General features: G+C 59.6%; 24 protein-coding genes and 1 pseudogene. 16 read left to right on the plus strand and 9 right to left on the minus strand.

The window, feature by feature from the left end; genetic code table 11:
* Window positions 1-393 precede the first annotated feature (393 nt).
* Window positions 394-1635, plus strand: coding sequence for a diguanylate cyclase (locus tag QD409_RS16325; RefSeq protein ID WP_430763114.1), 1242 nt, complete (start codon window positions 394-396; stop codon window positions 1633-1635).
* A 145-nt stretch (window positions 1636-1780) separates the two neighbouring features.
* Here QD409_RS16325 and pstB read toward each other — a convergent pair whose 3' ends face one another.
* The 7 genes from pstB to QD409_RS16360 form a co-directional block, all read right to left on the minus strand.
* The gene (gene pstB, locus QD409_RS16330) at window positions 1781-2614 is read right to left on the minus strand and encodes a phosphate ABC transporter ATP-binding protein PstB (RefSeq protein WP_092852371.1); all 834 of its coding nucleotides are present in this window, start codon (window positions 2612-2614) and stop codon (window positions 1781-1783) included.
* A gap of 29 nt (window positions 2615-2643) precedes the next feature.
* Window positions 2644-3495 carry a phosphate ABC transporter permease PstA gene (gene pstA / locus QD409_RS16335; protein WP_092852369.1) on the minus strand — a complete coding sequence of 284 codons (852 nt, stop codon included), beginning with the start codon at window positions 3493-3495 and terminating at the stop codon, window positions 2644-2646.
* 11 nt (window positions 3496-3506) lie between these two features.
* The gene (gene pstC / locus QD409_RS16340) at window positions 3507-4478 is read right to left on the minus strand and encodes a phosphate ABC transporter permease subunit PstC (RefSeq protein WP_430763107.1); all 972 of its coding nucleotides are present in this window, start codon (window positions 4476-4478) and stop codon (window positions 3507-3509) included.
* Window positions 4479-4554: 76 nt separating this feature from the next.
* Window positions 4555-5580, minus strand: coding sequence for a phosphate ABC transporter substrate-binding protein PstS (pstS, locus tag QD409_RS16345; RefSeq protein WP_092852365.1), 1026 nt, complete (start codon window positions 5578-5580; stop codon window positions 4555-4557).
* 262 nt (window positions 5581-5842) lie between these two features.
* On the minus strand, window positions 5843-6187 hold the full coding sequence (locus QD409_RS16350; RefSeq protein ID WP_092852363.1) for a cupin domain-containing protein: 345 nt from the start codon (window positions 6185-6187) through the stop codon (window positions 5843-5845).
* Between the two features lie 143 nt (window positions 6188-6330).
* Window positions 6331-7614 (minus strand): O-acetylhomoserine aminocarboxypropyltransferase, encoded by a 1284-nt coding sequence (locus tag QD409_RS16355; protein WP_092852361.1) that lies wholly within the window; start codon window positions 7612-7614, stop codon window positions 6331-6333.
* 150 nt (window positions 7615-7764) lie between these two features.
* Window positions 7765-8193, minus strand: a complete 429-nt coding sequence (locus QD409_RS16360) for a CoA-binding protein (protein WP_092852359.1) — start codon at window positions 8191-8193, stop codon at window positions 7765-7767.
* Between the two features lie 112 nt (window positions 8194-8305).
* On the opposite strand from QD409_RS16360, the gene QD409_RS16365 reads away from it, so the two are divergent.
* The 9 genes from QD409_RS16365 to QD409_RS16405 all read left to right on the plus strand — a co-directional run bounded on the left by QD409_RS16365 (window position 8306) and on the right by QD409_RS16405 (window position 16070).
* Window positions 8306-8635: a hypothetical protein gene (locus QD409_RS16365; protein ID WP_092852357.1), complete on the plus strand. Its 330-nt coding sequence runs from the start codon at window positions 8306-8308 to the stop codon at window positions 8633-8635.
* An 838-nt stretch (window positions 8636-9473) separates the two neighbouring features.
* On the plus strand, window positions 9474-10310 hold the full coding sequence (locus QD409_RS16370) for an EamA family transporter (protein WP_092852355.1): 837 nt from the start codon (window positions 9474-9476) through the stop codon (window positions 10308-10310).
* 237 nt (window positions 10311-10547) lie between these two features.
* Window positions 10548-11012 (plus strand): 50S ribosomal protein L13, encoded by a 465-nt coding sequence (gene rplM / locus QD409_RS16375; RefSeq protein WP_004122374.1) that lies wholly within the window; start codon window positions 10548-10550, stop codon window positions 11010-11012.
* A 2-nt stretch (window positions 11013-11014) separates the two neighbouring features.
* On the plus strand, window positions 11015-11485 hold the full coding sequence (gene rpsI, locus QD409_RS16380; RefSeq protein ID WP_092852353.1) for a 30S ribosomal protein S9: 471 nt from the start codon (window positions 11015-11017) through the stop codon (window positions 11483-11485).
* 140 nt (window positions 11486-11625) lie between these two features.
* The gene (locus QD409_RS16385) at window positions 11626-11886 is read left to right on the plus strand and encodes a hypothetical protein (protein WP_092852351.1); all 261 of its coding nucleotides are present in this window, start codon (window positions 11626-11628) and stop codon (window positions 11884-11886) included.
* 67 nt (window positions 11887-11953) lie between these two features.
* On the plus strand, window positions 11954-12331 hold the full coding sequence (locus QD409_RS16390) for an antibiotic biosynthesis monooxygenase family protein (RefSeq protein ID WP_092852349.1): 378 nt from the start codon (window positions 11954-11956) through the stop codon (window positions 12329-12331).
* Window positions 12312-13265: an agmatinase gene (speB, locus tag QD409_RS16395; protein ID WP_092852347.1), complete on the plus strand. Its 954-nt coding sequence runs from the start codon at window positions 12312-12314 to the stop codon at window positions 13263-13265. The genes QD409_RS16390 and speB overlap by 20 nt, the downstream gene beginning before the upstream one ends.
* An 84-nt stretch (window positions 13266-13349) precedes the next feature.
* Window positions 13350-14282, plus strand: coding sequence for an N-acetyl-gamma-glutamyl-phosphate reductase (argC, locus tag QD409_RS16400; RefSeq protein ID WP_430763108.1), 933 nt, complete (start codon window positions 13350-13352; stop codon window positions 14280-14282).
* A 429-nt stretch (window positions 14283-14711) separates the two neighbouring features.
* Window positions 14712-16070 carry a DUF2778 domain-containing protein gene (locus QD409_RS16405; protein ID WP_092852343.1) on the plus strand — a complete coding sequence of 453 codons (1359 nt, stop codon included), beginning with the start codon at window positions 14712-14714 and terminating at the stop codon, window positions 16068-16070.
* Window positions 16071-16098: 28 nt separating this feature from the next.
* On the opposite strand, the gene QD409_RS16410 is transcribed toward QD409_RS16405, so the two are convergent.
* Window positions 16099-17202, minus strand: a complete 1104-nt coding sequence (locus tag QD409_RS16410; protein WP_430763109.1) for a COX15/CtaA family protein — start codon at window positions 17200-17202, stop codon at window positions 16099-16101.
* A gap of 113 nt (window positions 17203-17315) precedes the next feature.
* Between QD409_RS16410 and QD409_RS16415 the strand changes: the two genes are divergently transcribed.
* Together QD409_RS16415 and QD409_RS16420 are read left to right on the plus strand one after the other, a co-directional pair.
* The gene (locus QD409_RS16415) at window positions 17316-17525 is read left to right on the plus strand and encodes a DUF2842 domain-containing protein (protein WP_092852339.1); all 210 of its coding nucleotides are present in this window, start codon (window positions 17316-17318) and stop codon (window positions 17523-17525) included.
* A 135-nt stretch (window positions 17526-17660) separates the two neighbouring features.
* Entirely contained in the window at window positions 17661-18917 is a 1257-nt protein-coding gene (locus QD409_RS16420; RefSeq protein WP_430763110.1) for a GNAT family N-acetyltransferase, read from the plus strand.
* On the opposite strand, the gene QD409_RS16425 is transcribed toward QD409_RS16420, so the two are convergent.
* Window positions 18918-21122, minus strand: a complete 2205-nt coding sequence (locus QD409_RS16425; RefSeq protein WP_092852335.1) for a GumC family protein — start codon at window positions 21120-21122, stop codon at window positions 18918-18920. It lies immediately after the preceding gene.
* A 194-nt stretch (window positions 21123-21316) separates the two neighbouring features.
* On the opposite strand from QD409_RS16425, the gene QD409_RS16430 reads away from it, so the two are divergent.
* The 4 genes and pseudogenes from QD409_RS16430 to QD409_RS16445 all read left to right on the plus strand — a co-directional run.
* The gene (locus tag QD409_RS16430; protein WP_092852333.1) at window positions 21317-21892 is read left to right on the plus strand and encodes a polysaccharide biosynthesis/export family protein; all 576 of its coding nucleotides are present in this window, start codon (window positions 21317-21319) and stop codon (window positions 21890-21892) included.
* Between the two features lie 12 nt (window positions 21893-21904).
* Window positions 21905-23050 (plus strand): glycosyltransferase family 4 protein, encoded by a 1146-nt coding sequence (locus QD409_RS16435; protein WP_092852331.1) that lies wholly within the window; start codon window positions 21905-21907, stop codon window positions 23048-23050.
* 76 nt (window positions 23051-23126) lie between these two features.
* On the plus strand, window positions 23127-24689 hold the full coding sequence (locus QD409_RS16440) for an undecaprenyl-phosphate glucose phosphotransferase (protein ID WP_092852329.1): 1563 nt from the start codon (window positions 23127-23129) through the stop codon (window positions 24687-24689).
* Window positions 24686-25063: pseudogene (locus QD409_RS16445) on the plus strand (hypothetical protein); the annotation flags it as partial. The gene QD409_RS16440 and the pseudogene QD409_RS16445, both read left to right, overlap by 4 nt.
* Window positions 25064-25109: the final 46 nt, after the last annotated feature.

Below are 25109 nucleotides of genomic sequence, written 5' to 3' on the forward strand. Positions count from 1 at the left end.
TGCCCCGGCGACGAAAACGCCGGGAATCGAGTAAAAATCCTTAACCCCTACATAGAGTGTCCCTGCCCTGCACTTCAAGACGCACGAAAGCATAACCTCAAAAAGCTGTAATGCCCCAGGAAGCGTTGACAAAGCATTTCTAAACTCCGCTTTCGCGATGCCAACAGCACGGGTATCGTGCCTTTGTGCAACCCACTGGTTTTCCCGACGGCAAGGTGAAGGAAACGTGAAGGATTGTCGCCGCATGACCCAAGCGGGACACACAGGCAAAATTTACCAACTCACTTAATGAACTTACCACCTTATTGGGCGAGGATAGGGCAAATGCAGCCACCGTTGGATTCTGCCTGACGGAAGACTGCCGGGAGTGGAGAAACACCAATCGTGCTGAACATGACCACAGGCCTGACCATTTGGTGCTCGGAAGCCATTACCCTGGCTACCGTTCTCCTTCTTGCCTGGGCGCACGACCGCAAATCTCCCGTCTATCTGGTCTGGGCTCTGGGCTTTGCCGTCAGCGCCATAGGCTTTGCCCTAGTGGCGGCTCGCGGCGTCATCCCCGACATCTGGTCCGTCCAGATCGGCAATGCTGTTGCGCTGTTCGGCGAAAGCGCCTGGATCATCGGCTTCCGGTTGATGGATAAGCGCAAGCTGAAATGGTCTGTGCTGCTGCCGCCTCTCGTCTGGCTGTTCGGCGTCAGCCTGCCCTGGGTCACCGACAATTTCCTCAATCGTGTCGTCGTCTACGACCTTGCCGGCGCCGTTGGCGCGACATTGCTCGCCTTTGCCGTTCAGCCGGCTGCCGGTCGACGCGAGCCGGCTCGCCGGCAGCTTGCCATCGTCTTCACGGTACTCGCCTGTTTCTGTTTCGGCTCCGCTCTCTGGCTGGTATTCGCAGCCCCGACATTGGAACAGGCCCTGATCTATCGCGGCTACACAGCGCTCGGCTACGCGCTGCTCGTCGTCGTCGCCATCGTCCTCAACGGCAAGCTTTTAATGGAACGCTCCGAACGCCGCTGGCGGGCAATTTCCATCACCGACACGCTGACCGGCGTTCTGAACCGGCGGGGACTTCAGGAAAGCTACGAGATCCTTGCCGGTGAAGGTCAGCAGCAGCAGAAACTTGCCGCTCTGCTGTTCGATCTCGACCACTTCAAGAAGATCAACGACCGCTATGGCCACCAGACGGGCGATACGGTGCTCGTCGAATTTGCCCGTGTCGCCCATCAGTTCGTGCCGCGCAGCGGCGCATTCGGTCGAATGGGCGGCGAGGAATTCGTGGCCTTCATCCCCGTGGACGAGCAATCCGAGGCGGAGGCGCTGGCCGAAACCATTCGCGCCGACTTCTGCCGCGGGCCGCTGCCTGCCGGCCGCTCGCTGGTGCAGGCGACGGTCAGCATCGGCGTTGCGGTCATGCCGCGTGACGCCGTCAGCTGGGACCGGCTGGTCTCCGCCGCAGACCGTGCGCTTTACGCCGCCAAACGCGCGGGCCGCAATTGCTCCATCGTCTTCAATGAACTGGAAGCCGCGAATGATACCGACGCGGCGCCCGCGGCGAATGAGGGCGAGCTAGTGCCGACGCTCGACGATCAGATCCAGCTCTTGCGTCGCATGGGCACGCTCTCCAGGATGTGACGGTCCACATATCCCCGACAGCGGGTTCGATAATCCTCTTCGCCTGAGCAGATCTACGCTCTTGTTCAGCAACGCCCACCCGCAAACGCAAAAGGCGCGCTTCCACAGCGCGCCTTCGCAAATTGTGCGGCACTCTCCGGCCGTATCAGCCGTAACGACCGGTGATGTAGTCTTCCGTGCGCTTGACCTTCGGCGCCTGGAAGATCTGCTCGGTCGCACCGTATTCGATGAGCTCGCCAAGATACATGAAGGCGGTGCTGTCGGAGATGCGGCTCGCCTGCTGCATGTTGTGCGTGACGATGACGATCGTGAAATCGCCCTTCAGCTGCGACACCAATTCCTCGACCTTGGCGGTCGAGATCGGGTCGAGGGCCGAGGTCGGCTCGTCGAGCAGCAGGACTTCGGGGCGAATGGCAATGGCGCGGGCGATGCAGAGGCGCTGCTGCTGGCCGCCGGAAAGGCCAAGTCCGCTCTGGTGCAGCTTTTCCTTCACTTCGCTCCACAACGCCGTTTCCGTCAGCGCCGCTTCAACGCGGACGTCCATTTCCGCCTTGGAAAGCTTCTCATAGAGCCGGATGCCAAAAGCGACGTTTTCATAAATAGACATCGGGAACGGCGTGGGCTTCTGGAACACCATGCCGACCTTGGCGCGCAGATCGTTCAGATCGACGTCCTTGGTGAGAATATTGCGGCCGTCCAGCAGGATCTCGCCCGCAACCGTCTGGCCCGGATAGAGATCATACATCCGGTTGAAGGTGCGCAGCAGCGTGGATTTGCCACAACCCGAAGGGCCGATGAAGGCGGTGACCGCATTTTTGCGGATGCTCATATTCACATCCTTCAGAACGCGATGGCCGTTCTGATAGGTGAAATCGAGTTTCTTCACGTCAAGTTTCGCGAGGCCGAGATCCGACTGGGAAACGGCGCCCTTCCCCTGCTGTGCGTTGACGCTCTGGAAATTGTTGTCGCTCATGTTCATGGTTTCATTCCTATCGTTCGGCGGCTGCGTCACTGGCGGCGCCCACTCAAGACACGGGCAAGGATGTTGAGGACAAGGATGGCAACGGTGATGATCAGCGCGCCGGCCCAGGCCAGTTGTTTCAGGTCCTCGCCGGCATCGGCGGCGAGCGTGTTGATGGCAACCGGCAGCGTGGCGATCGGACCGGTCAGGCCCGCATTCATGAATTTGCTGTAGCCCGCCGTGAAGAGAAGCGGCGCGGTTTCGCCGCTGATACGCGCGACGGCCAGCAGGATGCCGGTGAGGATGCCCGTCCAGGCGGAGCGGTAGATCACCATCGTCATGGACTTCCAGCGCGGCGCGCCGAGCGCGGCGGTCGCCTCACGAAGCGCGTTTGGCACCAGCAACAGCATGTCCTGCGTCGTGCGGTTGACGACCGGAAGGGCGATCAGCGCCAGCGCGAGGATGCCGGCGATGGCAGAGTTGCCGTGCATGGGCACGACCACGGCGCCGTAGACGAACACGCCAACGATGATCGAGGGTGCGGAAAGCAAGATGTCGTTGATGAACTTGGCAAACTCGGCAAGCTTGGTACCGTTGGCATATTCCACCAGATAGGTGCCTGCCAGGATGCCGATCGGCGCGGCGATCAGGATGGCGCAGCCCGTGACCAGTACCGTGCCGTAGATTGCGTTGATCAGGCCACCGCGCGAGCCCTGGGCCGGGATCGACATGGTGAACACGTCGAGGCTGAGCGCCGTTACGCCGCGATAAAGCAGGCTCACAAGGATCACGCTGAGAAAGAATATGCCGAGGATGGCCGCGAGGAAGCACAAGGCCATCATCACCCGGTTCTTCCCATAACGCCTCGACACGAGGTTCTGACGAATTGCATTTTCCATGGGCTCTTTCCTCAATGCGAGTCGCCGCGACCGATCATCCACCTCGCCAGCGCAAGCACGCAGAAGGAAAGGACAAACAGGAGCAGGCCGAGCGCAATCAGGCTCGACAATTGCAGACCGTCGGCATCGCCGAAGTTGTTCGCGATCTGGGCGGAAATGGTGGTAGACGGCGAGATGATCGACGTTTGCAGACGGCTTACCGAGCCTACAACGAAGGTGACGGCCATGGTTTCGCCAAGTGCGCGGCCGAGGCCGAGCATGATTCCGCCAACGAGGCCGCGGCGTGTATAGGGGATCAGGATGTGGCGAGCCACTTCCCATGTGGTCATGCCCATGCCGTAAGCTGATTCACGCAGCATCGGCGGCACGGTGCTGAACACGTCGCGCGCGATGGCGGTGATGAACGGCAGGATCATGACGGCAAGCACGAGGCTTGCCGTCAACAGGCCGACACCCGGCGCCGGCGGCTGGAACAGCAGGCCGATCAACGGCACCTGGCCGATCGTCATGATAAGGAAGGGCAGGATATAGTTCTGCATCAGCGGCACGAGAATGAACAGACCGACGATACCGTAGATAATTGAGGGAACACCGGCCAGAAGCTCGATGGCCGTGCTGATCGGACGCCGCAGGCTGCCGGGGCATAGTTCCGTGAGGAAGATGGCAATGCCGATGCTGAGGGGAACGGCAATCAGCATGGCGATGAGCGCACTCACCAGCGTACCAACCACGGCGGGCACAGCGCCATAGATATCGGCGGGAGCGCTCCACTTCGTGCCCCAGAGGAACGAAAAGCCGAAGGCCTGGAAGGTTGGCAAGGCATCGATGACAAGAACCGCAAGGATTGCCAGCAACAGAAGCACGACAAGAGCAGCCGAGCCAAGCGTCATAAAATAGAAAATCCGATCCTGTGTCCGGAATTTTCTGGTGCTGACGGTGGTATCCAATGCCTGGAAGCCAGCCGTCTGAGTCGCGTCAGCCATCGATTTCCCCTTGTCCTGTCACGAAAGGCGGACAGGGCCATAACCCTGTCCGCCGCAACTTTTCACCTAGCACAAATTACTTCGTGCCGAAGTCCGTCTTCCAGGACTTCTGGACAACCTCGGCAACATTGTCCGGGATCGCAAGATAAGACAGGGCGCTCGCATCCTTCTGGCCGTGCTCATAAGACCACTTGAAGAACTTCAGCGCCTCTTCATTCTTAGCAGCATCAGCCGGCTTCTTGTAGAGCAGAACCCAGGTGGAAGCTGCAATCGGCCAGCTCTTTTCGCCCGGCTGATTGGTGATGATCAGGTTGAAGTTCTTGGCCTTGGCCCAATCGGCGTTGGAAGCAGCAGCCTTGAAGGTGTCGAGGCTCGGCTCGATAACCTTGCCAGCAGCATTCTTCATCTTCGCGAAACCGATGTGGTTGGCGACGACGTAGGAATATTCAACGTAGGAGATCGAACCAGCCGTCTGGTTGACAGTGGTGGAAACGCCTTCGGAGCCCTTGGCACCGAAGCCGACCGGCCATTCAACCGCCGTGTTCGAACCAACCTTTTCCTTCCACTCCGGCGAAACCTTCGCCAGGTAGTCGGTGAAGTTGAAGGTCGTGCCCGAGCTGTCGGCGCGATAAACGACGGAGATCTGCGTGGAAGGCAGCTTCACGTCGGCGTTGAGGGCCTTGATGGCCGCATCGTCCCACTTGGTGATCTTACCGAGGAAGATGTCGGACAGCGTCTTGCCGTCGAGAACCAGCTGGCCCGGCTTTACGCCTTCGATGTTGTAAGAAACAACGATGCCGCCGGAGATCATCGGGAACTGGGCAATGCCGTTCTTCTCGAGGTCGGCGTCGCTCATCGGCTTGTCCGAAGCGCCGAATACGATGGTCTTGTCGAGGAGCTGCTTGATACCGGCGCCCGAACCGACCGACTGGTAGTTGACGACATTATTCGTCGCAGCCTTGTAGCCTTCGGCCCACTTGGACAGAACCGGTGCGATGAAGCTCGAGCCAGCGCCGGTGATGTCGGCAGCCGAAGCTGAAGCAGCCATGACGACAACCAGGCCGGCGGTCAGGCAAAGGGAACGGATTTTCAGGTTAAGCATAGTAGACTCACTTCCTCGAGTGAATGAAAGGATGGCGAGCAGAAGATCGGCGCGAGATACCCATGGTAAATGACCTCCCCACTATCAATCTCCTGGCGACAATGATGGCTCTAATGCCGCATTGTTTCAGTTTGATGACAGTTTAATGAAGCAGCGGTGACACAACCTGCGGCAATCATCGCTGCCATTGCTGAACAGCGTGAAATGGGCCGCTTCAGGCAGCAGACGAACGCGAACTTCATGTTTTGATTCAACAACGTCGTCAGAGCCGGATCACATAGTCCTTGCGAGTCGTTTCAATGACTTCCCAAGTCCCCTTGAAGCCCGGCTTCAAGATCATCCGGTCGCCGGCGCGCAGGTGGAATGTCTCGCCGTCGTCTGCTGTCACGACGGAATAGCCCGACAGGATGTGGAAGTATTCCCACTCGTCATAGACGATCTTCCACTTCCCCGGCGTCGCCTCCCAGATGCCGGCATAGAGGCCGCCATCGGCCTCGTCCAGGTTCCAGGTGCGGAAGATTGGAGCACCCGAAACAAGCCGATCCGCCGCAGGCGCGCCGCTCTCTGGCTCGACGCCATCGACATCCAGTTGCAGATAAGTCGTCATAAATGCCTCCCGTCGATTGCGCTTTCGGCCGACAAACAAGCGCCCCACAGCCGCTCTTCTCGCGGCTGTGGGGCGACACAAGCATGAAATGCCAGGCCATCAGGGATGGCCCTCGGCTTTTTCAGCCCTTTCCGATCCGGCCCTTAGACCTTTGCCAGCGACTGCTGGAGATCGGCGATGATATCCTTGACGTCCTCGATGCCGATCGACAGACGCACGACATCGGGGCCGGCACCGGCTGCGACCTTCTGCTCGTCGGTCAGCTGCTTGTGCGTCGTCGATGCGGGATGGATGACCAGCGAGCGAGTGTCGCCGATATTGGCGAGGTGGGAGAAGAGCTCCAACCCTTCCACCAGCCCCTTGCCGGCCTGATAGCCGCCCTTGAGCCCGAAGGTGAAGACCGAGCCTGCCCCCTTCGGCGAGTAGCGCTGCTGCAGCGCATGGTTCGGATCTTCCTCGAGGCCGGCGTAGTTGACCCAGGCTACCTTGTCATGCCCCTTCAGCCAGCGTGCGACGGCGACCGCGTTGTCGGAATGACGCTGCATGCGCAGCGGCAACGTCTCGATGCCGGTCAGAATCAGGAAAGCGTTGAACGGCGAGATTGCCGGGCCGAGATCGCGCAGGCCGAGAACGCGGCACGCGATGGCAAAGGCAAAATTGCCGAAGGTCGAATGCAGCACGACACCATTATATTCCGGCCGCGGTGCGGAGAGCATGGGATAGTTGCCCGATGCCGACCAGTCGAAAGTACCGCCATCGACGATGATGCCGCCCATGGAATTGCCGTGACCGCCAAGGAATTTCGTCAGCGAATGCACGACGATATCCGCGCCGTGTTCCAACGGCCGAATGAGGTAGGGGCTCGCCATCGTGTTGTCGACGATGAGCGGCAAGCCGTGCTTGTGGGCGACGGCGGCGATCGCCGCGATATCGACGAAGGTGCCGCCGGGATTGGCAAGGCTCTCGATGAAGATGCCGCGGGTGCGCTCATCGATCTGCGCCTCGAAGGTGGCGGGATCGGCCGGATCAGCCCAGCGAACACGCCAATCGAAATTCTTGAAGGACTGGCCGAACTGATTGACCGAGCCGCCATACAGCCGCTTGGCGGCGACGAAATTGTCGCCCGGCCGCATGATGGTGTGGAAGACCAGCAGCTGGGCAGCGTGGCCCGAGGCAACGGCAAGCGCCGCCGTTCCGCCTTCAAGGGCAGCCACGCGCTCTTCGAGCACGGCCTGGGTCGGGTTCATGATCCGGGTATAGATATTGCCGAATTGCTGCAAACCGAACAGAGCGGCGGCATGATCGGCATCCTGGAAAACGAAGGATGTCGTCTGGTAGATCGGCGTCGCCCGGGCCCCTGTCGTCGGGTCCGGCTGTGCGCCTGCATGGATTGCTAGTGTGTCGAAACCCGGATTGTTCGTTGGCATGATATTCCCTCCCGCCAGATTCTATTTGCGATGGAGGGGATCATAACGGCCGCGACACGAAAGTTAACCGCGAACTTTGCCGCGCTCTTCAACTCACGGGAAAAACTTGCCATTTTTCAGCAAGATCGCGCGATAAACAGCTGCTTCGGGTCAGGCAACCAGACGCGGATATTCGATGGCAGGACAGCGGTCCATGACGACCCTGACGCCTGCGGCTTCCGCTCTCGCTGCGGCCGCATCGTCGCGCACGCCGAGCTGCCCCCAGATCACCGGCGGCCGGGGATCGATCATGATGGTCTCCTCGACCACCGACCTCAGATATTCCGGCGCCCGGAAGACATCGACCATATCCACCGGCTCCGGAATATCGGCCAGATGCGCATAGACCCACTGCCCGAGGATTTCCTTGCCGGCTTGCCCGGGGTTGACGGGGATGACGCGATAGCCCCTGTTCAGCAGATAGGCCATCACGCCATTGCTTGGCCGCGCGGGGTTGGGCGACGCGCCGACGAGCGCAATTGTCCTGACGGATAGAAGGATATCGGCGAGATAGGAATCGTCATAACTATCGTGGTTCATCACGAAGCCTCCCTAGGCGATCAAACTTGCGTTTTTACCGCAAAAATAGAAACCGCAGCAGCAGTTTCCACGTATATATTACATTATAACAATTTCAGGGAGGATTAACCCGATGAAAAAGATCATTCTCCTGGGTCTGCTGATTGCCTCTGCCTCCACGCCGGCGCTGGCGATTTCCCGCTATAATTCCATGTCGATGACCTGCGCCGAAGCCAAGGCGACCATCAATCGCGAGCGGGCGGTGATCATGCGCTATCCGGCCAGGAGAACGTCAAAAATGACGCTTTATGACCGCTATGTAGCAGATAGCCGCGCCTGCGATGTAGGTTACTATGCCGATCAGGATTATTTGCCGACGAAGGACCGGGCGTCCTGCCCCGTCTACATATGCCGGCCAACAAGCGACCTCGAGGACGAACTATTGATTTTCCGCCGGCGATGATGGGCTAAGGTTTGCCTGCCGCATGCGACTACACACACTAACACGACCGCTGATTGTCCGGGCGCGGTGAGCCGCCACCGCAACGACGATGCGTGGGTTGTTATATGCTTCAATTGAAAGTGCCTTTCAAAGCGCTTTCATAGGTTTTCCGAACACCATCAGACATGTTCCTATGAAATACAATCTTTGTTCGCTATTCATTCACCATCCAATTAGAATAACCTAATGGAGAAGATAAGCGGAACGAGAACCGATAGAGAACGAAGAATATATGCATCTCCCTAGATTCTATCGGGATATAGTTTTGCGATCTGCGCAATCCTACTCATAGCGAATCACCCAGATTTTCAGTTTTATTCTTGAAATAGTCATACTTTTTCATACGATCTACGCACTGGGACGACTGCCATCGCCTGCAATAGTTTACATTATTTGAAAATTTTTCCACTATACTCAAGCGCAATTCAATTAGGACGAGAGAAAATCGCTGCCGCTTCAACCGGCCCATCTTATATGACCGAATAACATTTCTGCAATACCGCGGCACGGCGCCGGTCTTGAACGAGAGAGCGCTAACTCTACCCATGCGTTCACATGGCATGCGACGTTTGTTCGCGATTTATACTGCAATAAATTAGTTATTTATAATATATGCAACCCACATCGAGAACATACGGAGAACACTCCCGCCTCCGATCCGAGGCTCAAAATAGCAGTGCGAAGCAAGGGCGCAACACCGTATTCACGTTGCTTTTTGATGTATTGGGGATCATATGGGAGCCAAACTCCCACAAAATACCAAGTTTTTGCGTCTCCCCATCTGATTTCCGAGGTTTTCGTGTCTCTCGACGTTATCGCCCTTGTGCTCTTCGGCGCGCTGCTGCACGCGACATGGAATGCGATCATCAAGGCCGGGACCGACAAATCCCTCGATGCTGCTCTGGTCTCGGCAGGTGGCGCCGTGGCCGCCCTCCCCCTCTTGCCGTTCCTGCCTTTGCCGGCGTCCGCCGCCTGGCCGTTCATCGGCGCTTCGGCGATCCTGCAGTTCGCCTATTTCCAGCTCGTTGCTGCCGCCTATCGCGCCGGCGATATCGGTCTTGTCTATCCGCTGATGCGCGGCGTAGCGCCGCTGATCATCGTCTCTACGAGCAGCTTCATTCTCAAGGAAACGTTGTCGGGCGGAGCATTAATCGGCACAATGACCATCTGCGCGGGCATATTGACGCTTGCCTTCGAGGCTCGAAAAGGCGGTCGCCGGGCGATCCTGCTCGCCCTTTCCAACGCCGTCGTCATTGCGACTTACACCTATGTTGACGGCATCGGCGCCCGGATTTCAGGCAATTCAATATCCTATACGCTCTGGATGTCGCTGCTGCCGCCCGTCCTGTTGTTCGCCTGGGCGATCTCGCAACGCGGCGCCAATGCCGTGGCTGCCCACATCCGCTATAACTGGTGGCGCGGGCTGATCGGTGGCGGCGGCTCGATCGCCTCGTATGGCGTTGCCTTGTGGGCCATGACCAAGGCGCCGGTCGCGATGGTCGCGGCCTTGCGCGAGACGTCAATCCTCTTCGCGCTGGTCATTTCCGTCCTCTTCTTGAAGGAACGCTCCAGCATCTGGCGCTACATTGCCGGCGCGATTATTGCCGCAGGTGTCCTTGTTTTAAGGCTTGGTTGAAACGCCAAATATGTGGTGTCATTATACCGCATATGTAACTAATTGATTTTCATATGTAATTTTTACGACCGCCCAAATCGGTGATATTGACCGGGCATCACATTCTCTCTATAAGCCGCCGCAGATCGCAGCCTTTCCGGGCCGCTTTCTATTTGGCTCGCATTTAGCACGCCAAACCAAGCAACAAGAAACGCCCTGACGCCTTCGGGCCAAGGGTCTCAAAAGAGAGTATGCAACATGGCAACCTTCTCCCAGAAGCCTGCAGAGGTGGAGAAGAAGTGGGTTCTCATCGACGCCGAAGGGCTTGTCGTTGGCCGTCTCGCTTCTATCATCGCAATGCGTCTGCGCGGCAAGCATAAGGCTACCTTCACCCCGCACGTCGACGACGGCGACAACGTCATCGTCATCAATGCCGACAAGGTCGTCTTCACCGGCAAGAAGTACGAAGACAAGGTTTATTACTGGCACACCGGTTATGCCGGCGGCATCAAGGAGCGCACCGCTCGTCAGATCATCGAAGGCCGCTTCCCGGAGCGCGTCGTCGAGAAGGCTGTCGAACGCATGGTTCCGCGCGGCCCGCTCGGCCGTCGCCAGATGAAGAACCTGCGCGTCTACGCCGGCTCGAACCATCCCCATGAAGCCCAGCAGCCCGTCGTCCTCGACGTCGCCAAGCTGAACAAGAAGAACGTAAGGAGCGCCTGATAATGGCTGATCTCTCTTCCCTGAAGGATCTCGGCACGGTATCGGAAGCAGCTGCTGCTCCGGTTCACGTCCGCAAGGTCGACTCGCTCGGCCGCTCCTACGCGACCGGCAAGCGCAAGGACGCTGTCGCCCGCGTATGGGTCAAGGCCGGCTCCGGCAAGATCATCGTCAACGGCAAGGACTACACGGCTTATTTCGCCCGTCCGGTTCTGCAGATGATCCTGCGTCAGCCGATCGTCGCGGCTGCCCGTGACGGCCAGTTCGACATCATCGCAACCGTTGCCGGCGGCGGTCTCTCCGGCCAGGCCGGTGCCGTTCGCCACGGTCTGTCCAAGGCGCTGACCTACTTCGAACCGGGCCTGCGCTCGGTCCTGAAGAAGGGCGGCTTCCTGACCCGCGACAGCCGCGTCGTCGAACGCAAGAAGTACGGCCGCGCAAAGGCACGTCGTTCGTTCCAGTTCTCCAAGCGTTAATCGCTTGCCCGAGATGGGATTTTGGAAAGGCCGGGGTTTCCCCGGCCTTTTTCTTTTGACAACGGCGAAATGATGTAGATCCACCGGGCGCGCCACAATGTTTTGTGGCAGATTTGCCCTGCAAACATCGGGGGATTGCAATGGCCAGACTTATATTCATGTTTTTGCTGGCGATCGTCAGTGTCTCGCCTGCCTATTGTGACGATGCAGCGCAGCCGCCGCCTGCCGACAAAGCTGCTGACATGCAGAGCATGAAGGACTTTCTTCAGGCGAACCCCGATTGCACCGAATTCACCGACAATTGCTCCTACTGTCGTGTGACGGACGGACAGGCCGACTGTTCCACGCCGCAGATCGCCTGCGTGAAAAAGCCGTATCAATGCACCGCCCCGGGCAAATAGCTGCCGGACCCTGCTGGCTTGCGATTCCAGGCCAAATCCCGAATTTGACGGTATCCGGAGGGATATAATGAGCACCAGCAATTCATCGCGTTTCGCGGCCACTCCCGAGCCGCCTTACTACATCGTCACATTCGCTTCGATCCGCACCGAAGGCGACAATGGCTATGGCGCCATGGGAGATCGCATGGAAAAACTTGCGCTGGAGCAGGACGGCTGTCTTGGGCTCGAGAGTGCCAGAGGCGCCGATGGCTTCGGCATCACCAACTCCTTCTGGCGGGATGAACAAAGCATCCTTGCCTGGAAGAATGTGGTGTCGCACCTTGCGGCGCAGAAACTCGGCCGCGAGCGCTGGTACGAGGAATATAAGGTTCGCATAGGGCGAGTAGAACGGGCCTATGATTTTCAGGTGAACAAAGGAGACGCCGTTGCCGAGCACGTCGATTGATCATGCGTTTACTGCGGCCAGCCTGACCTCGGCCGCCAGTGACCCGACCTTTGCCGGCGCCCTCTCCTTCATGCGCCGCCGCTTCACCAAGTCGCTGGAAGGCGCCGACGCCGTGGTCTGGGGCATTCCCTTCGATGCTGCGACCTCCAACCGGCCCGGAACGCGCTTCGGGCCGCAAGCGATCCGGCGCGCCTCGGCGATCTTCGACAACGATCCGCAGTATCCTTTCAACCGCGACCTATTCGCCGAAATGGCCGTCATAGATTATGGCGACTGCCTGCTCGATTACGGCAACCATCAAGACACGCCCGCCGCTATCGAGCGACAGGCAACAGCTATCCTCGATAGCGGCGCTTTCATGCTGACGCTCGGCGGCGATCATTTCATCACCTGGCCGCTATTGAAGGCCCATGCCGCCAAGCATGGTCCGCTGGCGCTCGTGCAGTTCGACGCACATCAGGATACCTGGTTCGACGACGGCAGGCGTGTCGATCATGGCTCCTTCGTCGCCCGTGCCGTGCGCGACGGCCTGATCGACCCGGATCGCTCCATCCAGATCGGCATCCGCACGCATGCGCCTGACGATTTCGGCATCCATATTCTCTATGGCCACCAGGTCGAGGATATGAGCCCCGCCGACATCGCCTCGACGATCGTCTCGCATACCAAGGGTGCTCCCGCCTACCTTACCTTCGATATCGACTGCCTCGACCCGGCCTATGCGCCAGGTACGGGGACGCCGGTGGCCGGCGGCCCTTCCAGCGCGAAGATCTTGTCCACGCTGCAACGGCTGCATCAGCTCGACATCAGGGGCGCCGATGTCGTCGAAGTCTCGCCGGCCTATGATCATGCCGATATCACCGCCATTGCGGGGGCAACGGTGGCGATGTATATGCTCGGTCTGCATGCCGAAAGGCGTGCGGCCGGACGCTAAAGTCCGGCTGTTATCATTTTGAATCAACTCCATGGCAAACTGAGTCCGGAAACACTCTGAACCTATTGAAAGAGCAGGAATAACATGGCACCGAAGATCTTCATCGATGGCGAACACGGAACCACGGGCTTGCAGATCCGCACGCGCATGGCCGATCGCCGCGACGTCGAGCTTCTGTCCATTCCGGAAGCCGAGCGCCGCAATGCTGCGATACGCGAAGACATGCTGAACAGCGCCGATATCGCCATTCTCTGCCTGCCCGACGATGCGTCGAAGGAAGCGGTGAAGATGGTGGCCGCTAACAACAATGTCCGCGTCATCGATACTTCGACGGCTTTCCGCATTCATTCCGACTGGGCCTATGGCTTTGCTGAAATGGACAAGGATCAGGGCAACCGGATCAAGACCTCGCGCTTTGTCGCCAATCCGGGCTGCTACCCAACGGGCGCAATCGGCCTCATCCGTCCGCTGCGCGCGGCCGGCATCCTTCCGGCCGGCTATCCCGTGACGGTCAATGCCGTATCCGGCTATACCGGCGGCGGCAAGCAGATGATCGCCCAGATGGAAAACCCGGACCACCCGGATGCGATCAGCGCGCCGCATTTCCTCTACGGCCTGACGTTGACCCATAAGCATGTGCCTGAGATGACGACGCATGGCCTGCTCGATCGCGCGCCGATCTTCTCGCCGTCCGTTGGCCGGTTCCCGCAGGGCATGATCGTGCAGGTGCCGCTGCATCTCGGCGATCTGGCGGAAGGCGCGACGCTGGAGAGCATCCATGCCGCACTTGTCGAGCATTATGCCGGCCAGGATATCGTCCAGGTCGTCTCCCTGGAGGAGAGCCGGACCCTGCCGCGCATCAATGCCGTCGAGCTCGCCGGCAAGGACACGATGAAGCTCTTCGCCTTCGGTACGCCGGGCGCTGCCCAGGTCAATCTGGTCGCGCTGCTGGACAATCTTGGAAAGGGCGCATCGGGCGCCGCCGTGCAGAACATGGATCTGATGCTGGGCGCCTGAGGCGCAAAGCATAACCGGAGAATCTGAGAGCCCGGTCGATCGTCCCCTCTTAGGGGATAGATTGGCCGGGCTTTTTATCGGGCTAACGTCCCTCGCCAATTTAGGCACTCGCGCGTCCGCGGCCACAATTTTGCCCTCCAGCTAAATTAGCAGGCGCTACACGAAGAATTGAACCCCGTTACGCGATGCGGCTTATTGTCGGCCGAATTCGTTCTTTAACGGCTTCGCGGGCCGGGATGAATTGGGCGTTAGACGTATCTCTTTTTTCAATGAATATCCAAGAATGAGCCAGTGTAAAGGAATTGGTTACCATAATTCGGCATGCTTCCAGACAGTCGGCAATGTGGTGGTCGGACGCGGGTTCCGCGTCAGGACGCGTGTGCATCTGTGAGCCGGCATAGTGTCTGTGTAGTTTGGATAACGAGTATCATGGCGTTTGTCACCGAAGACTTCGGTAACTTCAATTCGCGTTCCGGCTACGCCTCGCGACGGAAAAAATCCTTCAGCATAAGCCCCGGCCCCTTGGCCACCGGCGTCGCCGTTATGGCTTTCGCCTGGGTCGCGGCAACGCTGATCACCACTCAATCGATGGTGCTGTCCCTCCCCGGCGCCAATACGACGGCGAACGACTTCCTGACGCCGCGAGCATCGGCTTTCATCGTGCCGCAGGGCCATATGGCCCACCCCGCCCGCCTTTCCAGCCAGGTCGCATCGCTGAACGGACAAAGCCGCTTCGCCGGTGTACCCGCAAACGCTTCGGTAAGCGGAGCAGCCTCTACGCCGGCCTCAGATGATGTTCAGACGAAAACTGCCAGCAAAGACGCCATTCGTTCGCAATTGGCAAACGCTCTGGTGCAGCAGGCATCCCAGATCAAGCTGGAGCAAAGTGCTGCGGCAAGCATCAAGGGCGGCCGCATCGAAGTGGCAGCCGCCTCGCCTGAAACGCTCGACCATCTGCGCAAGGTGATCGCCGTCAACTTCGCCGCTGCGGTACAGTCGCTGGCGCAAGTCAAATATGCTGCCGCTTCCATACCCACGGCAGGTCCGGCGAAGGCCGATCTGCTGCCGGTCGCAGTAGCCTCGGCGTCTCCTGCAGGCCTGCCGGCCATCGCAGAAGCAACGCCGCTGCCGGCCAAGGATGCCGACATCGCGATGACGGAAGCCGTGCTGAGCGTAGTGCCGTTGGCCCGCCCGGACCGCGAACCGGAACTGCGGCGCGTTAACACCCCCGCGCCCGCTTCCGCCGCCATCGCCAGAGCAACGGTCAAAGACACGCCCGCGCAGCCGCCGGCACGTCTCCTCGCCTACGCGGATCCCGATGAGAGCTCCGTGCGCAAGGCGAAGCCCTTCATCAATCCCTTTGCCGCCATCAGTCCCGGCAGCGGTACGGCGATCTACGATATCGAAGCGAAGACTGTCTATCTCCCGAGCGGCGAGCGCCTCGAGGCGCATTCCGGCCTCGGCCACATGCGTGACAATCCCCGCTATGTCGACCGCAAAAACACCGGCCCGACGCCGCCTGAGACTTATAAGCTGACTTACAGGGAAAGCCTGTTCCATGGCGTACGGGCGCTGCGTCTGACACCCACAGGCGGCGGCCGGGTCTATGGCCGTGACGGCTTGCTGGCGCATACGTACATGCTCAGAGGAGGCCGTGCAGAATCGAATGGCTGCGTGGTCTTTAAGGATTACAATCGCTTCCTCGCCGCCTTCAAGCGCGGTGAAATCAAGCACTTGAAAGTCGTGTCGCGGATGTCGTCGGCGGCAAGCGTCGCCTCAGCACGCTAAGAAGGATTGAATTGAGGCGCGATGCGCCTCAATGTCCCACGACGATCGAGGTCTGGCGCGGCAATTCGCCATAAAAGCCCCGCCAATTGGCGATCGCGAAACCAAAGACGATCAAAGCACCCGCCTGATGCGCCAATGCCAAGTGTAGCGGCACCTGCAGCAGCAGCGTGGTGATGCCGAGTATCGCCTGGATCAGCACAAGCAGGAACAGGACGACCGAGCGGCGCGCATGTGTTGTCTGCGGCGCGGCGCGCAGCGAGACAATCATGTTGAAAGCGACGACGACGAAGAGCGCGTAGGCGCCGAGACGATGAACGAACTGCACCGTCTTCGGGTTCTCAAAGAAATTGATCCAGCCCGGTGACTGCACCAGCAGTCCATCGGGGACGATGGCGCCATCCATGAGCGGCCAGGTATTGTAGCTCATGCCGGCATCGAGACCGGCGACAAGGGCGCCGAGATAGATCTGAAACAATGCCATGATGGCGATGAGACCGGCCAGTTTTGCCGAATAACGGGTTGGCGCCGGCTCGTTCGAATGCGGAGACAGCGCCCGCATGAACCACATACAGGCGGCGAAAATCAGACAGGCCGTCACGAGATGGGTCGCGAGACGATACTGGCTGACATCGGTGCGCGCTTCCAGGCCGGAGGAGACCATCCACCAGCCGATTGCGCCCTGCAGCCCGCCAAGGAGGAAAATGCCGGCAAGCGGCAGCCAGAGCTTGCGCTCGACCCGGCCGGTCAGGACGAAGAACAACAGAGGCACGCCGAAGATCACGCCGATGGTGCGCGCAAGCAGCCGATGCGCCCACTCCCACCAGAAAATGCCCTTGAACTCATCGACGGTCATGTCCTTGTTCAGGATCTGAAACTGAGGGATGTGCTTGTAGAGCTCGAACTCGTCCTGCCATTCCTGCGCATTCAGCGGCGGGATGACGCCGTGGATCGGCTGCCACTGCGTGATCGACAGGCCGGAATTGGTGAGGCGCGTCGCGCCGCCTACCAGTACGAGGCCGAAGAGAACCAGCAGCACACAGGCGAGCCAGAGGCGGATGGCGCGGCGATTGCGATCCTGACGGACGACTTCCTTCAAAATAGCCTGTTCCAACGTGAAATTAGTGGCAGCCATGACGTCTCCCTTCGATCAGGCTGTTGATTTGCCCGATAGGGGCGTGCAAAACAAGTCCCGGGAGTTTGCGGCATGCCGTCGCGGCATGTTGTCGTCAGAGGAGAAACCACCCCGTGCCACTTCGCCTGCGTAAATTCATCGGCATGATCCTGCTCGTGCTGCTGGTTGTAGTCTATGCCATCGTAGCCATGATCGTTGCCGTGCGCACGCTTGGAGACCAACCCGGCTGGGTTCAGTTTCTCTACTTCCTTCTCAGCGGCACAATCTGGGTGCTGCCCGCCATGGGCATCATCAAATGGATGGCGGGGCCGCGTCCGCAATAACGGATGTGTTCAGCCCGTTTACGCAACGCTAACCTTGATCTACGGGATATGCGGGCGGATTGTACCATCTTAAGCCAAAGATAAGCCGCCAGCAGCAAAACTGCGTTCGAATGCCGCCAATGCGGGAAGGATCGAATGCAGACGCAGGAGCAAGATATCGCCGGCACCGCCGTTGCCTCGGCAACGGGCAGGCGGGATGCGCCCGCGCCAACGCCGCCGGTGCTGCGCGACGATCTGCGGATCGACGTCTTCGACAGCATGGCGCCGCTCGAGGCCGAATGGCGCGCGCTGGAACAGGACAATCTGACCTCTCTGCATCAGAGCTATGACTGGTGTGTGCCCTGGGTCGAAACCTTCCGGCATCCACTCGCCATCATTCGCGGCTCTCTCTCAGGCCGGACCGCTTTCATCCTGCCGCTGGAGATCATCCGCGGCCGTGGCGTCAGGCGGGCCGAATTCATCGGCGCACGCCACAGCAACATCAATACCGGCCTGTTCTCCGCCGAGTTTCGGACGAGCGGAGAATTGACGGCGGTACAAGTGGCGGCCATCGCCGCGGCCTTGCGCGGCAAGGCTGATATCGCCATCCTGCGCAACGTACCGCTCGGCTGGCGCGGCGGCAGAAGTCCCCTCGCCTCGCTATCTGCCGTGGAGAACCAGAACCGCGCCTTCCAGCTGCCATTCCTGGACAGTTTCGAACTCAGCCTGAAACAGGTGAACGCCAAGCGGCGACGGAAGAAGTTCAAACACCAGAGCCGCATCCTCGACGCCAAAGGCGGTTATGAATATGTAATTGCCGCGCCCGATCAGCAAGATACCCTGCTGGACCTGTTTTTCCACCAGAAGGCGGTTCGCTTCAAGGAAGCCGGCCTGCCCGATGTTTTCGCCGACGACCCTACCCAGGCCGCGCTACACCGGCTGCTACGCCGACGGGCAAATGATGGTTTCGACGCCACGCTGCAGATGCACGCGCTCCGGCTCAAGGGCGAGCATGAGGGACATATTCCCGCCGTCGCAGCCTTGTCGCGCAAAGGCGATCATGTGATCTGCCAGTTTGCCTCAATCGACGAGTCGCTGGTTGCGGAAGCCAGCCCCGGCGAGCTGCTATTCTGGCTGATGATCGAGCGGCTGCATCGTGAGGGTGCCGCCATCTTCGATTTCGGTATCGGTGACCAGACCTACAAGCGTTCGTGGTGTCCGGTGGAAACCACGCAGCATGATTTGCTCATACCCGTCTCCACCGCCGGCCATGCGGCTGCAGTGATCCAGCGCAGCATCACGCGCGCCAAGACGGCCATCAAGGGCTACCCGCAACTTTACACCTTCATTCAAAGGCTGCGGGCTCTGCAAGGTACCGGTTCGGCTCCGGCGGACGACAACGAAAAAGATTGATCAGGCAGCGTCGCGACGCGTATCCGGATCATGTTCCTCGCGCCAGCCGGACATCAGGATGATGTGCTCGTAGCCGGCCTTCTGGAATTCGGTCATCGACGAGAGGAACTGCTTTTCGTCGGGCTGCGGCATGGAAAGAATGATTTCCGTTTCCTTGCTTCGCGTCAGCCGCGCCACACCCGAAACCTCCGCCGCGCCGCATTCCACCAGGACGATATCATAGGCCGAGCCGAGGGCGTCGAGGATCAGGGACAGGCGGTCGGCGCCGCGCATCGCGCGGCCGAGGTCGCTCATGCCCTGCGGCACGAGATGGGCATCGGAAAGCCGGTCCGGGTGGATCGTATCGGCAAAGGCCGCCTCGCCGCAAAGCAGATCGGTAACGCCCGGAAGTTCCTGATGCTCCGCCATGAGCCTGGAGGGGCAACCGCTTCCCGTCATATCGACCAGCACGATGCGATTTCCTGCATCCGCAATAGTCCGTGCGAGCATGATGGTTGCGGTCGAGCCGTCATCACCGCTCGGTGATATGGCAATTGCCAGCCTGGAGCCGCTGTCGACAAGATAATCGGCGACAGACTGGATGGAGAAATCCTCCTCCTCTTCCGATTTCTTGACCGCTTCCTTCGGCTTGTGCGCGAGATCAGCAGCTTCTTCCATCTCCTGTGCCCGGGTTTCGTCGGCAGGAACTGAAAGCATGCTTGCGGGCGCGGTGACGTGCTTGACGGCGACAGCCTCCGCCGGGGTATCGGACTGACGAAGAAGCGCGACTTTGGTTTCGTCCGTTTCCTGCCGACCTACCGGCCCGACCGGTCGCAATGCACGACCGCTGAACAACTCCGCCAGCATGATGACGATGGAGGTCAGAAGGAAGGTTGCCAAGGTCGCGACAACAACGATCGGGCCGACCTTCGGGAAAGCGGGATCGACCGGCTCCACCGCCGTCGAAACGACGCGGGCATCGGCCGGGCTGGAATTCTTGTCTGCGCGAGACGCCGCCTCGCGATAGCGGGCGAGATAGGTCTCGAGCAGTTGCCGCTGAGCTGCGGCTTCACGCTCCAGCGCATTGAGGCCGACCTCGTCCTCCCCCGCCTTGGCGCTTGCCGCCTTCAGCGTATTCGACTGTGTCAGCAACTGCTGTTCGCGCAGCTGTGCCACCTTGGACTCGTTGTCGATACTGGCAAGGATCCTCTGAGTTTCGCGGCTGATCTGCTGGCGGATGTCGGCAAGCTGTGCCCGCAGGCTCTTCAGACGCGGATGACCGTCCATCAGCGTCGTGGACAGGTCCGAAATCTGCGATTCCAGGTTGGATTCCGTTGCCTTCAACCGCTGAACGGTCTGCGACCCGGAAACGTCGGAGAGCGTGTCGGTGGAGCGGCCGCTGGAGAGCGCATTGCGCACCGCCTGAGCGCGTGCGTCGGCACTGGCTCTGTCGCCGCGAACCTGTGTGAGCTGCGAGGAAATATCGGCAAGCTGCTGGGTGGCGAAATTGTTGTTCTGGCTGGTCTGAAGCAGGCCGTTGGCAGTGCGATAATCTGCAACCTTCTTTTCGGCCTCGCCGACCTTTTCGCGCAGTTTGGTGATTTCCGGCTCCAGCCAACGCGTCGCCTCGCTGTTGGAATCCAGCTTGGCGCCGCTCTGCATGGACAGATAGACCTGCGCGATCGCATTCGGCACGCTGGCTGCCAAGGACGGATCGCGGGAACTGAAGCTTATGCCGATCACGCGCGAGGCGTTGACCTGGTAGACCTGCAGCCGGCCGGAGAACGCATCCAGCATCCGCTCTTCCGGTGCCTTGTCGCCGGCAGCACGCTTCAGATGCAGCTTGACGAGAATATCGGAAAGCGCGGACTTATTGTTGGCGGCATCGAATTCCGGGCGCTCGTAGAGCTTGAGATTGGTAATGACCTGCTTGATCAGGTCCGCCGACTGCAGGATCTGAACCTGGCTGGCAATATTGAGTTCGTCCAGCAGCGGGGCGGAACCGGAATCGTTGCTGGTCGTCGTCGCAAAGGCCGGCGCTCGCTGCTCGATCAGGATGCGGGTTTCGCTGCGGTATTCCGGCGAAATGACTTTAGCAACCGCGAACGCCAGACAGGCCCCTGCCAAGGTGATGGCAACAACCCGCAGCCGCCGCCGCCATACGGCGCGAAAGAGCTGCGCAAGATCGATGTCCACATCCTGCTGGGTGTTGTTGACACCGGACATGTGCAAAAACTCCGTAATAGAAAGCCGAGAATAATCGTAAACGACTATGGTAACCCAAGCGTTAATAGTATTTCGCCCGCGTTATTTTTGGCATCGCTAATTTTTTGCCGGAATTTCCTTTGCTCTTTACCTGCCGTTAACCCTAACGGATTGATAACCGCGGCAGTGATTTCTCCCTTTCCAATGAGTGCGAAATGCCCTTCGCAAAGCCAAAGATAGCCCTTGCCCTCGGCATGCTAGCCATGAGCGCCGCGCTTGCCGGCTGCAACACCTATAAGCCTGCGCCGAAGGCCTTCAGCGAGGCCACCATCCAGCCGTATACTTTGGACAGCGGTGACCGGTTGCGCGTGACGGTGTTTGATCAGCCGGGCCTCAGCAATACCTATACGGTCGACCAGGCCGGCTATATTGCCTTTCCGCTGATCGGCCAGGTCCCTGCCCGCGGACGGTCCTTGCAGCAGCTTTCGGGCCAGATCGCCCAGAAGCTGCGTCAGGGTTACATTCGCGATCCCGACGTCTCCATCGATGTCGATCGGTATCGTTCGGTCTACATCATGGGTGAAGTCGGCCAGCCGGGCCAATATTCCTACGTGCCGGGCATGACCGTTCAAAATGCCATCGCGGTTGCCGGCGGCTTCAGCAGCCGTGCCAATCAATCCAACGCGGACGTCACACGCAAGATCAACGGCCACGTCATGACGGGCCGCGTCGGCATCTCCGATCCGGTACTTGCAGGTGACACCCTCTACGTCAGAGAGCGGTTGTTCTGACCGCGACCGCTCATGGCAAAACCGCTCCGCATCCTTCACTGCTTCAGATCGCCGGTCGGCGGGGTCTTCCGTCATGTCCGCGATCTGGCGGAAGAACAGAGCAAGGCGGGGCACGAAGTCGGTATCCTCTGCGACAGCCTTACCGGCGGAGAGCATGAGGACCATCTGTTCGAAGACATTGCGCCCTTTCTGGCACTCGGCGTGATCCGGTTGCCGATCCGGCGTCAAATCAGCCTGTCCGATGTCACCACGCTTTGGAACGGCTACGGGGAAATCAAGAGTTTGCGGCCGGATGTGCTGCACGGGCATGGCGCCAAAGGCGGCCTGCTCGCGCGCGTTCTCGGCTCGATCCTGCGGGTCAACAGGTATCGCGTAGCCCGCCTTTATACTGCGCATGGCGGCAGCCTGCACTTCTCGCGCACCTCGCTGCAAGGCATGCTGGTGCACAGCATGGAGCGAATGCTGGAGTTTCTGACCGACGGTCTGATCTTCATCTGCGATTTCGAACGGCGCGCCTACGAGAAGAAAGTCGGCAAACCGCGCACGCGCGCGGTCCTGATCTATAATGGCATCAGCGAGCGGGATTTCCGCAATATCCCGACGCGATCGGACTCCGTGCATTTCGTCTATATCGGCATGCTAAGGGACCTCAAAGGTCCCGATCTGTTTGTGGACGCTTTTGCCAAGACGGAACGACGGATCGGCAGGCCGCTCTCTGCGTTGATGATCGGCGACGGACCGGACAGGGACAAGTATCATAGGATGATGATCGAGCGCGGCCTTGGCCACCGCATCGGCATGTTGCCGGCCATGCGCGTGCAAGAGGCTTTCGCCGTATCCCAGAACGTCGTCGTTCCCTCACGCGCCGAAGCCATGCCCTATATCGTTCTCGAGGCACTGGCGGCCGGAAAGACCGTCATCGCTTCGCGCGTCGGCGGCATCCCGGAAGCGCTCGGAGAAGACAGTGCAGCGCTCGCCAAATCCGACGATGCCGACGACCTCTCCCGCGTGATGACCGAAGCCGTTACGGATCTGGGGTGGGGTCGCCGCAATATGCCCGATATCGAGACAATCCGGTTAAACTTTTCCGCTCCGGTCATGGCGCGGGATACTTTGAACCTGTATCAAAATATACTTGGTTCTGGTGGCGAACATTAGAATACAAGCAGGTGTTGTAAGTGTTTCTTAGCTGATATCTGCTAGGCCTTTTCCGGTAGCGACCGGATAAATTGCCATGAACACTACTGAAAAGTCCGAGCAATTTAACTTGGACAACATTCGCAAGCAGGTCTCGGAAATTCGCACCCGCGGTACCGACGAGACGCAGGACAATCGCCCAAGCAGCGAAATCAACGCTTATGCACGGCAGATCGCCGAGCAATTTCGCGAAACCAATCAGACGCCGGCGATCATCATCGGCCAGTATCGGCTGTTCGAATTCCTGTCGTTGCTTGCTCTCGGGCTCGCGCTCCTCTTTTTCGGAACGACGCCGGGCGATCATCCCTTCCTGTCGAAAGCTGCGGTGACCATTGCGTTGAGCGGCCTCGCCATCGTGTTTCTGCAGGTGGCGGACGCCTATCAGATACCGATACTGCGCTCGCCTCACCGCTACCTTTACCGGATCCTCGGACCATGGGTCGCTGCCTTCGCAGTGATGACCATCGCTCTCTTCCCATTCGAAATAAACAGCATCTATTCAATGCCTCTGCTCGGCGCCTGGCTGGCGACGGGCGCAGGCTTTATTCTCGTGGCACGGTTCCTTTTCGCCTATGGCATTCGCAATTGGGCTCGCAACGGGCTCATGGAACGCCGCGCCGTGATCGTCGGCGGCGGCGAGCCGGCCAAGGAGCTGATCCGCGCCCTCGAGCATCAGTCCGACAACGACATCCGCATTTGCGGGATCTTCGACGATCGCGGCGAGAAGCGCTCGCCCGTCATGGTGGCAGGCTATCCAAAGCTGGGCACGGTCGCCGAGCTGGTCGAGTTCGCCCGGCTGGCGCGGGTGGACATGTTGATCATCTCGCTTCCGAGCAGTGCCGAGGATCGTATCCTGCAGCTGCTGAAGATGCTCTGGGTGTTGCCGGTCGATATTCGCCTGGCGGCGCATGCCAACAAGCTACGCTTCCGGCCGCGCTCCTATTCGCATGTCGGCGCCGTGCCGATGCTCGACATCTTCAACAAACCGATCCGCGATTGGGACGGCGTCGCCAAGCGCATCTTCGACATTTTCTTCAGCCTGTTCGCGCTGACACTGCTCTGGCCGATCATGCTCGGCGCGGCGATCGCCGTGAAGGTGACCTCGAAGGGGCCGATCCTCTTCATGCAGAAGCGTCACGGCTTCAACAACGAGATCATCAAGGTCTTCAAGTTCCGCTCGATGTACACGCATATGAGCGATCCGACAGCACGCAATGCCGTTACCAAGAACGACCCGCGCGTCACTCCTGTCGGCCGTTTCATCCGCAGGGCATCCATCGATGAATTGCCGCAGCTCTTCAACGTGTTGCTCGGCAGTCTCTCGCTCGTCGGCCCGCGCCCCCATGCCGTGCTCGCCGCCAGCCACAACCGCACCTATGCCGATGTCGTAGAAGGCTATTTCGCGCGCCATCGCGTCAAGCCCGGAGTGACCGGTTGGGCGCAGATCAACGGCTGGCGCGGAGAAATCGACAGCGACGACAAGATCAAGTTCCGCACGGCCTACGATCTCTACTACATCGAGAACTGGTCGCTGCTGTTCGATCTGAAGATCCTGTTCAAGACACCGTTCAGTCTGCTCAATACGGAAAATGCCTATTGAGCGCGATCGAACTCCCACCTTCGGGCGTCGTCCAGCCGCAGCTCGTCACCATGCGGCTGATCGCAACGGCCTGCGTCACCGTGGGGGTATTCCTGTCGGGTTTCGTGATCGCGGAACCGGGCCCCTATGAGGTGTGGCTCGCCCCTCTCATTGGCATCTGGTTCATTATCGGTCTGAAGATATCCCCCGGCGTCGCGCCGCTTCTGGTTCTCTTCCTGGCCTTCAACATCGGCGAAATGCTCTCGATCACGCAGATGCGCGCGTTCAGGGCCGGCGACCATCTCGACGGCCCGATCTATATCGCCGTCTCCACCTTTCTGGCCCTGAGTTCCGTCTTCTACGCCGCCATCGAGCAAAAGTATCAGCGTAGCTTGAGTGGAAGGGAAGCAGCACCTTGAATATCCGCACCAGCATCAAGCG

It is taken from the genome of Rhizobium sp. BR 315 (genome assembly GCF_050577975.1).
Lineage (GTDB): Bacteria > Pseudomonadota > Alphaproteobacteria > Rhizobiales > Rhizobiaceae > Rhizobium > Rhizobium miluonense.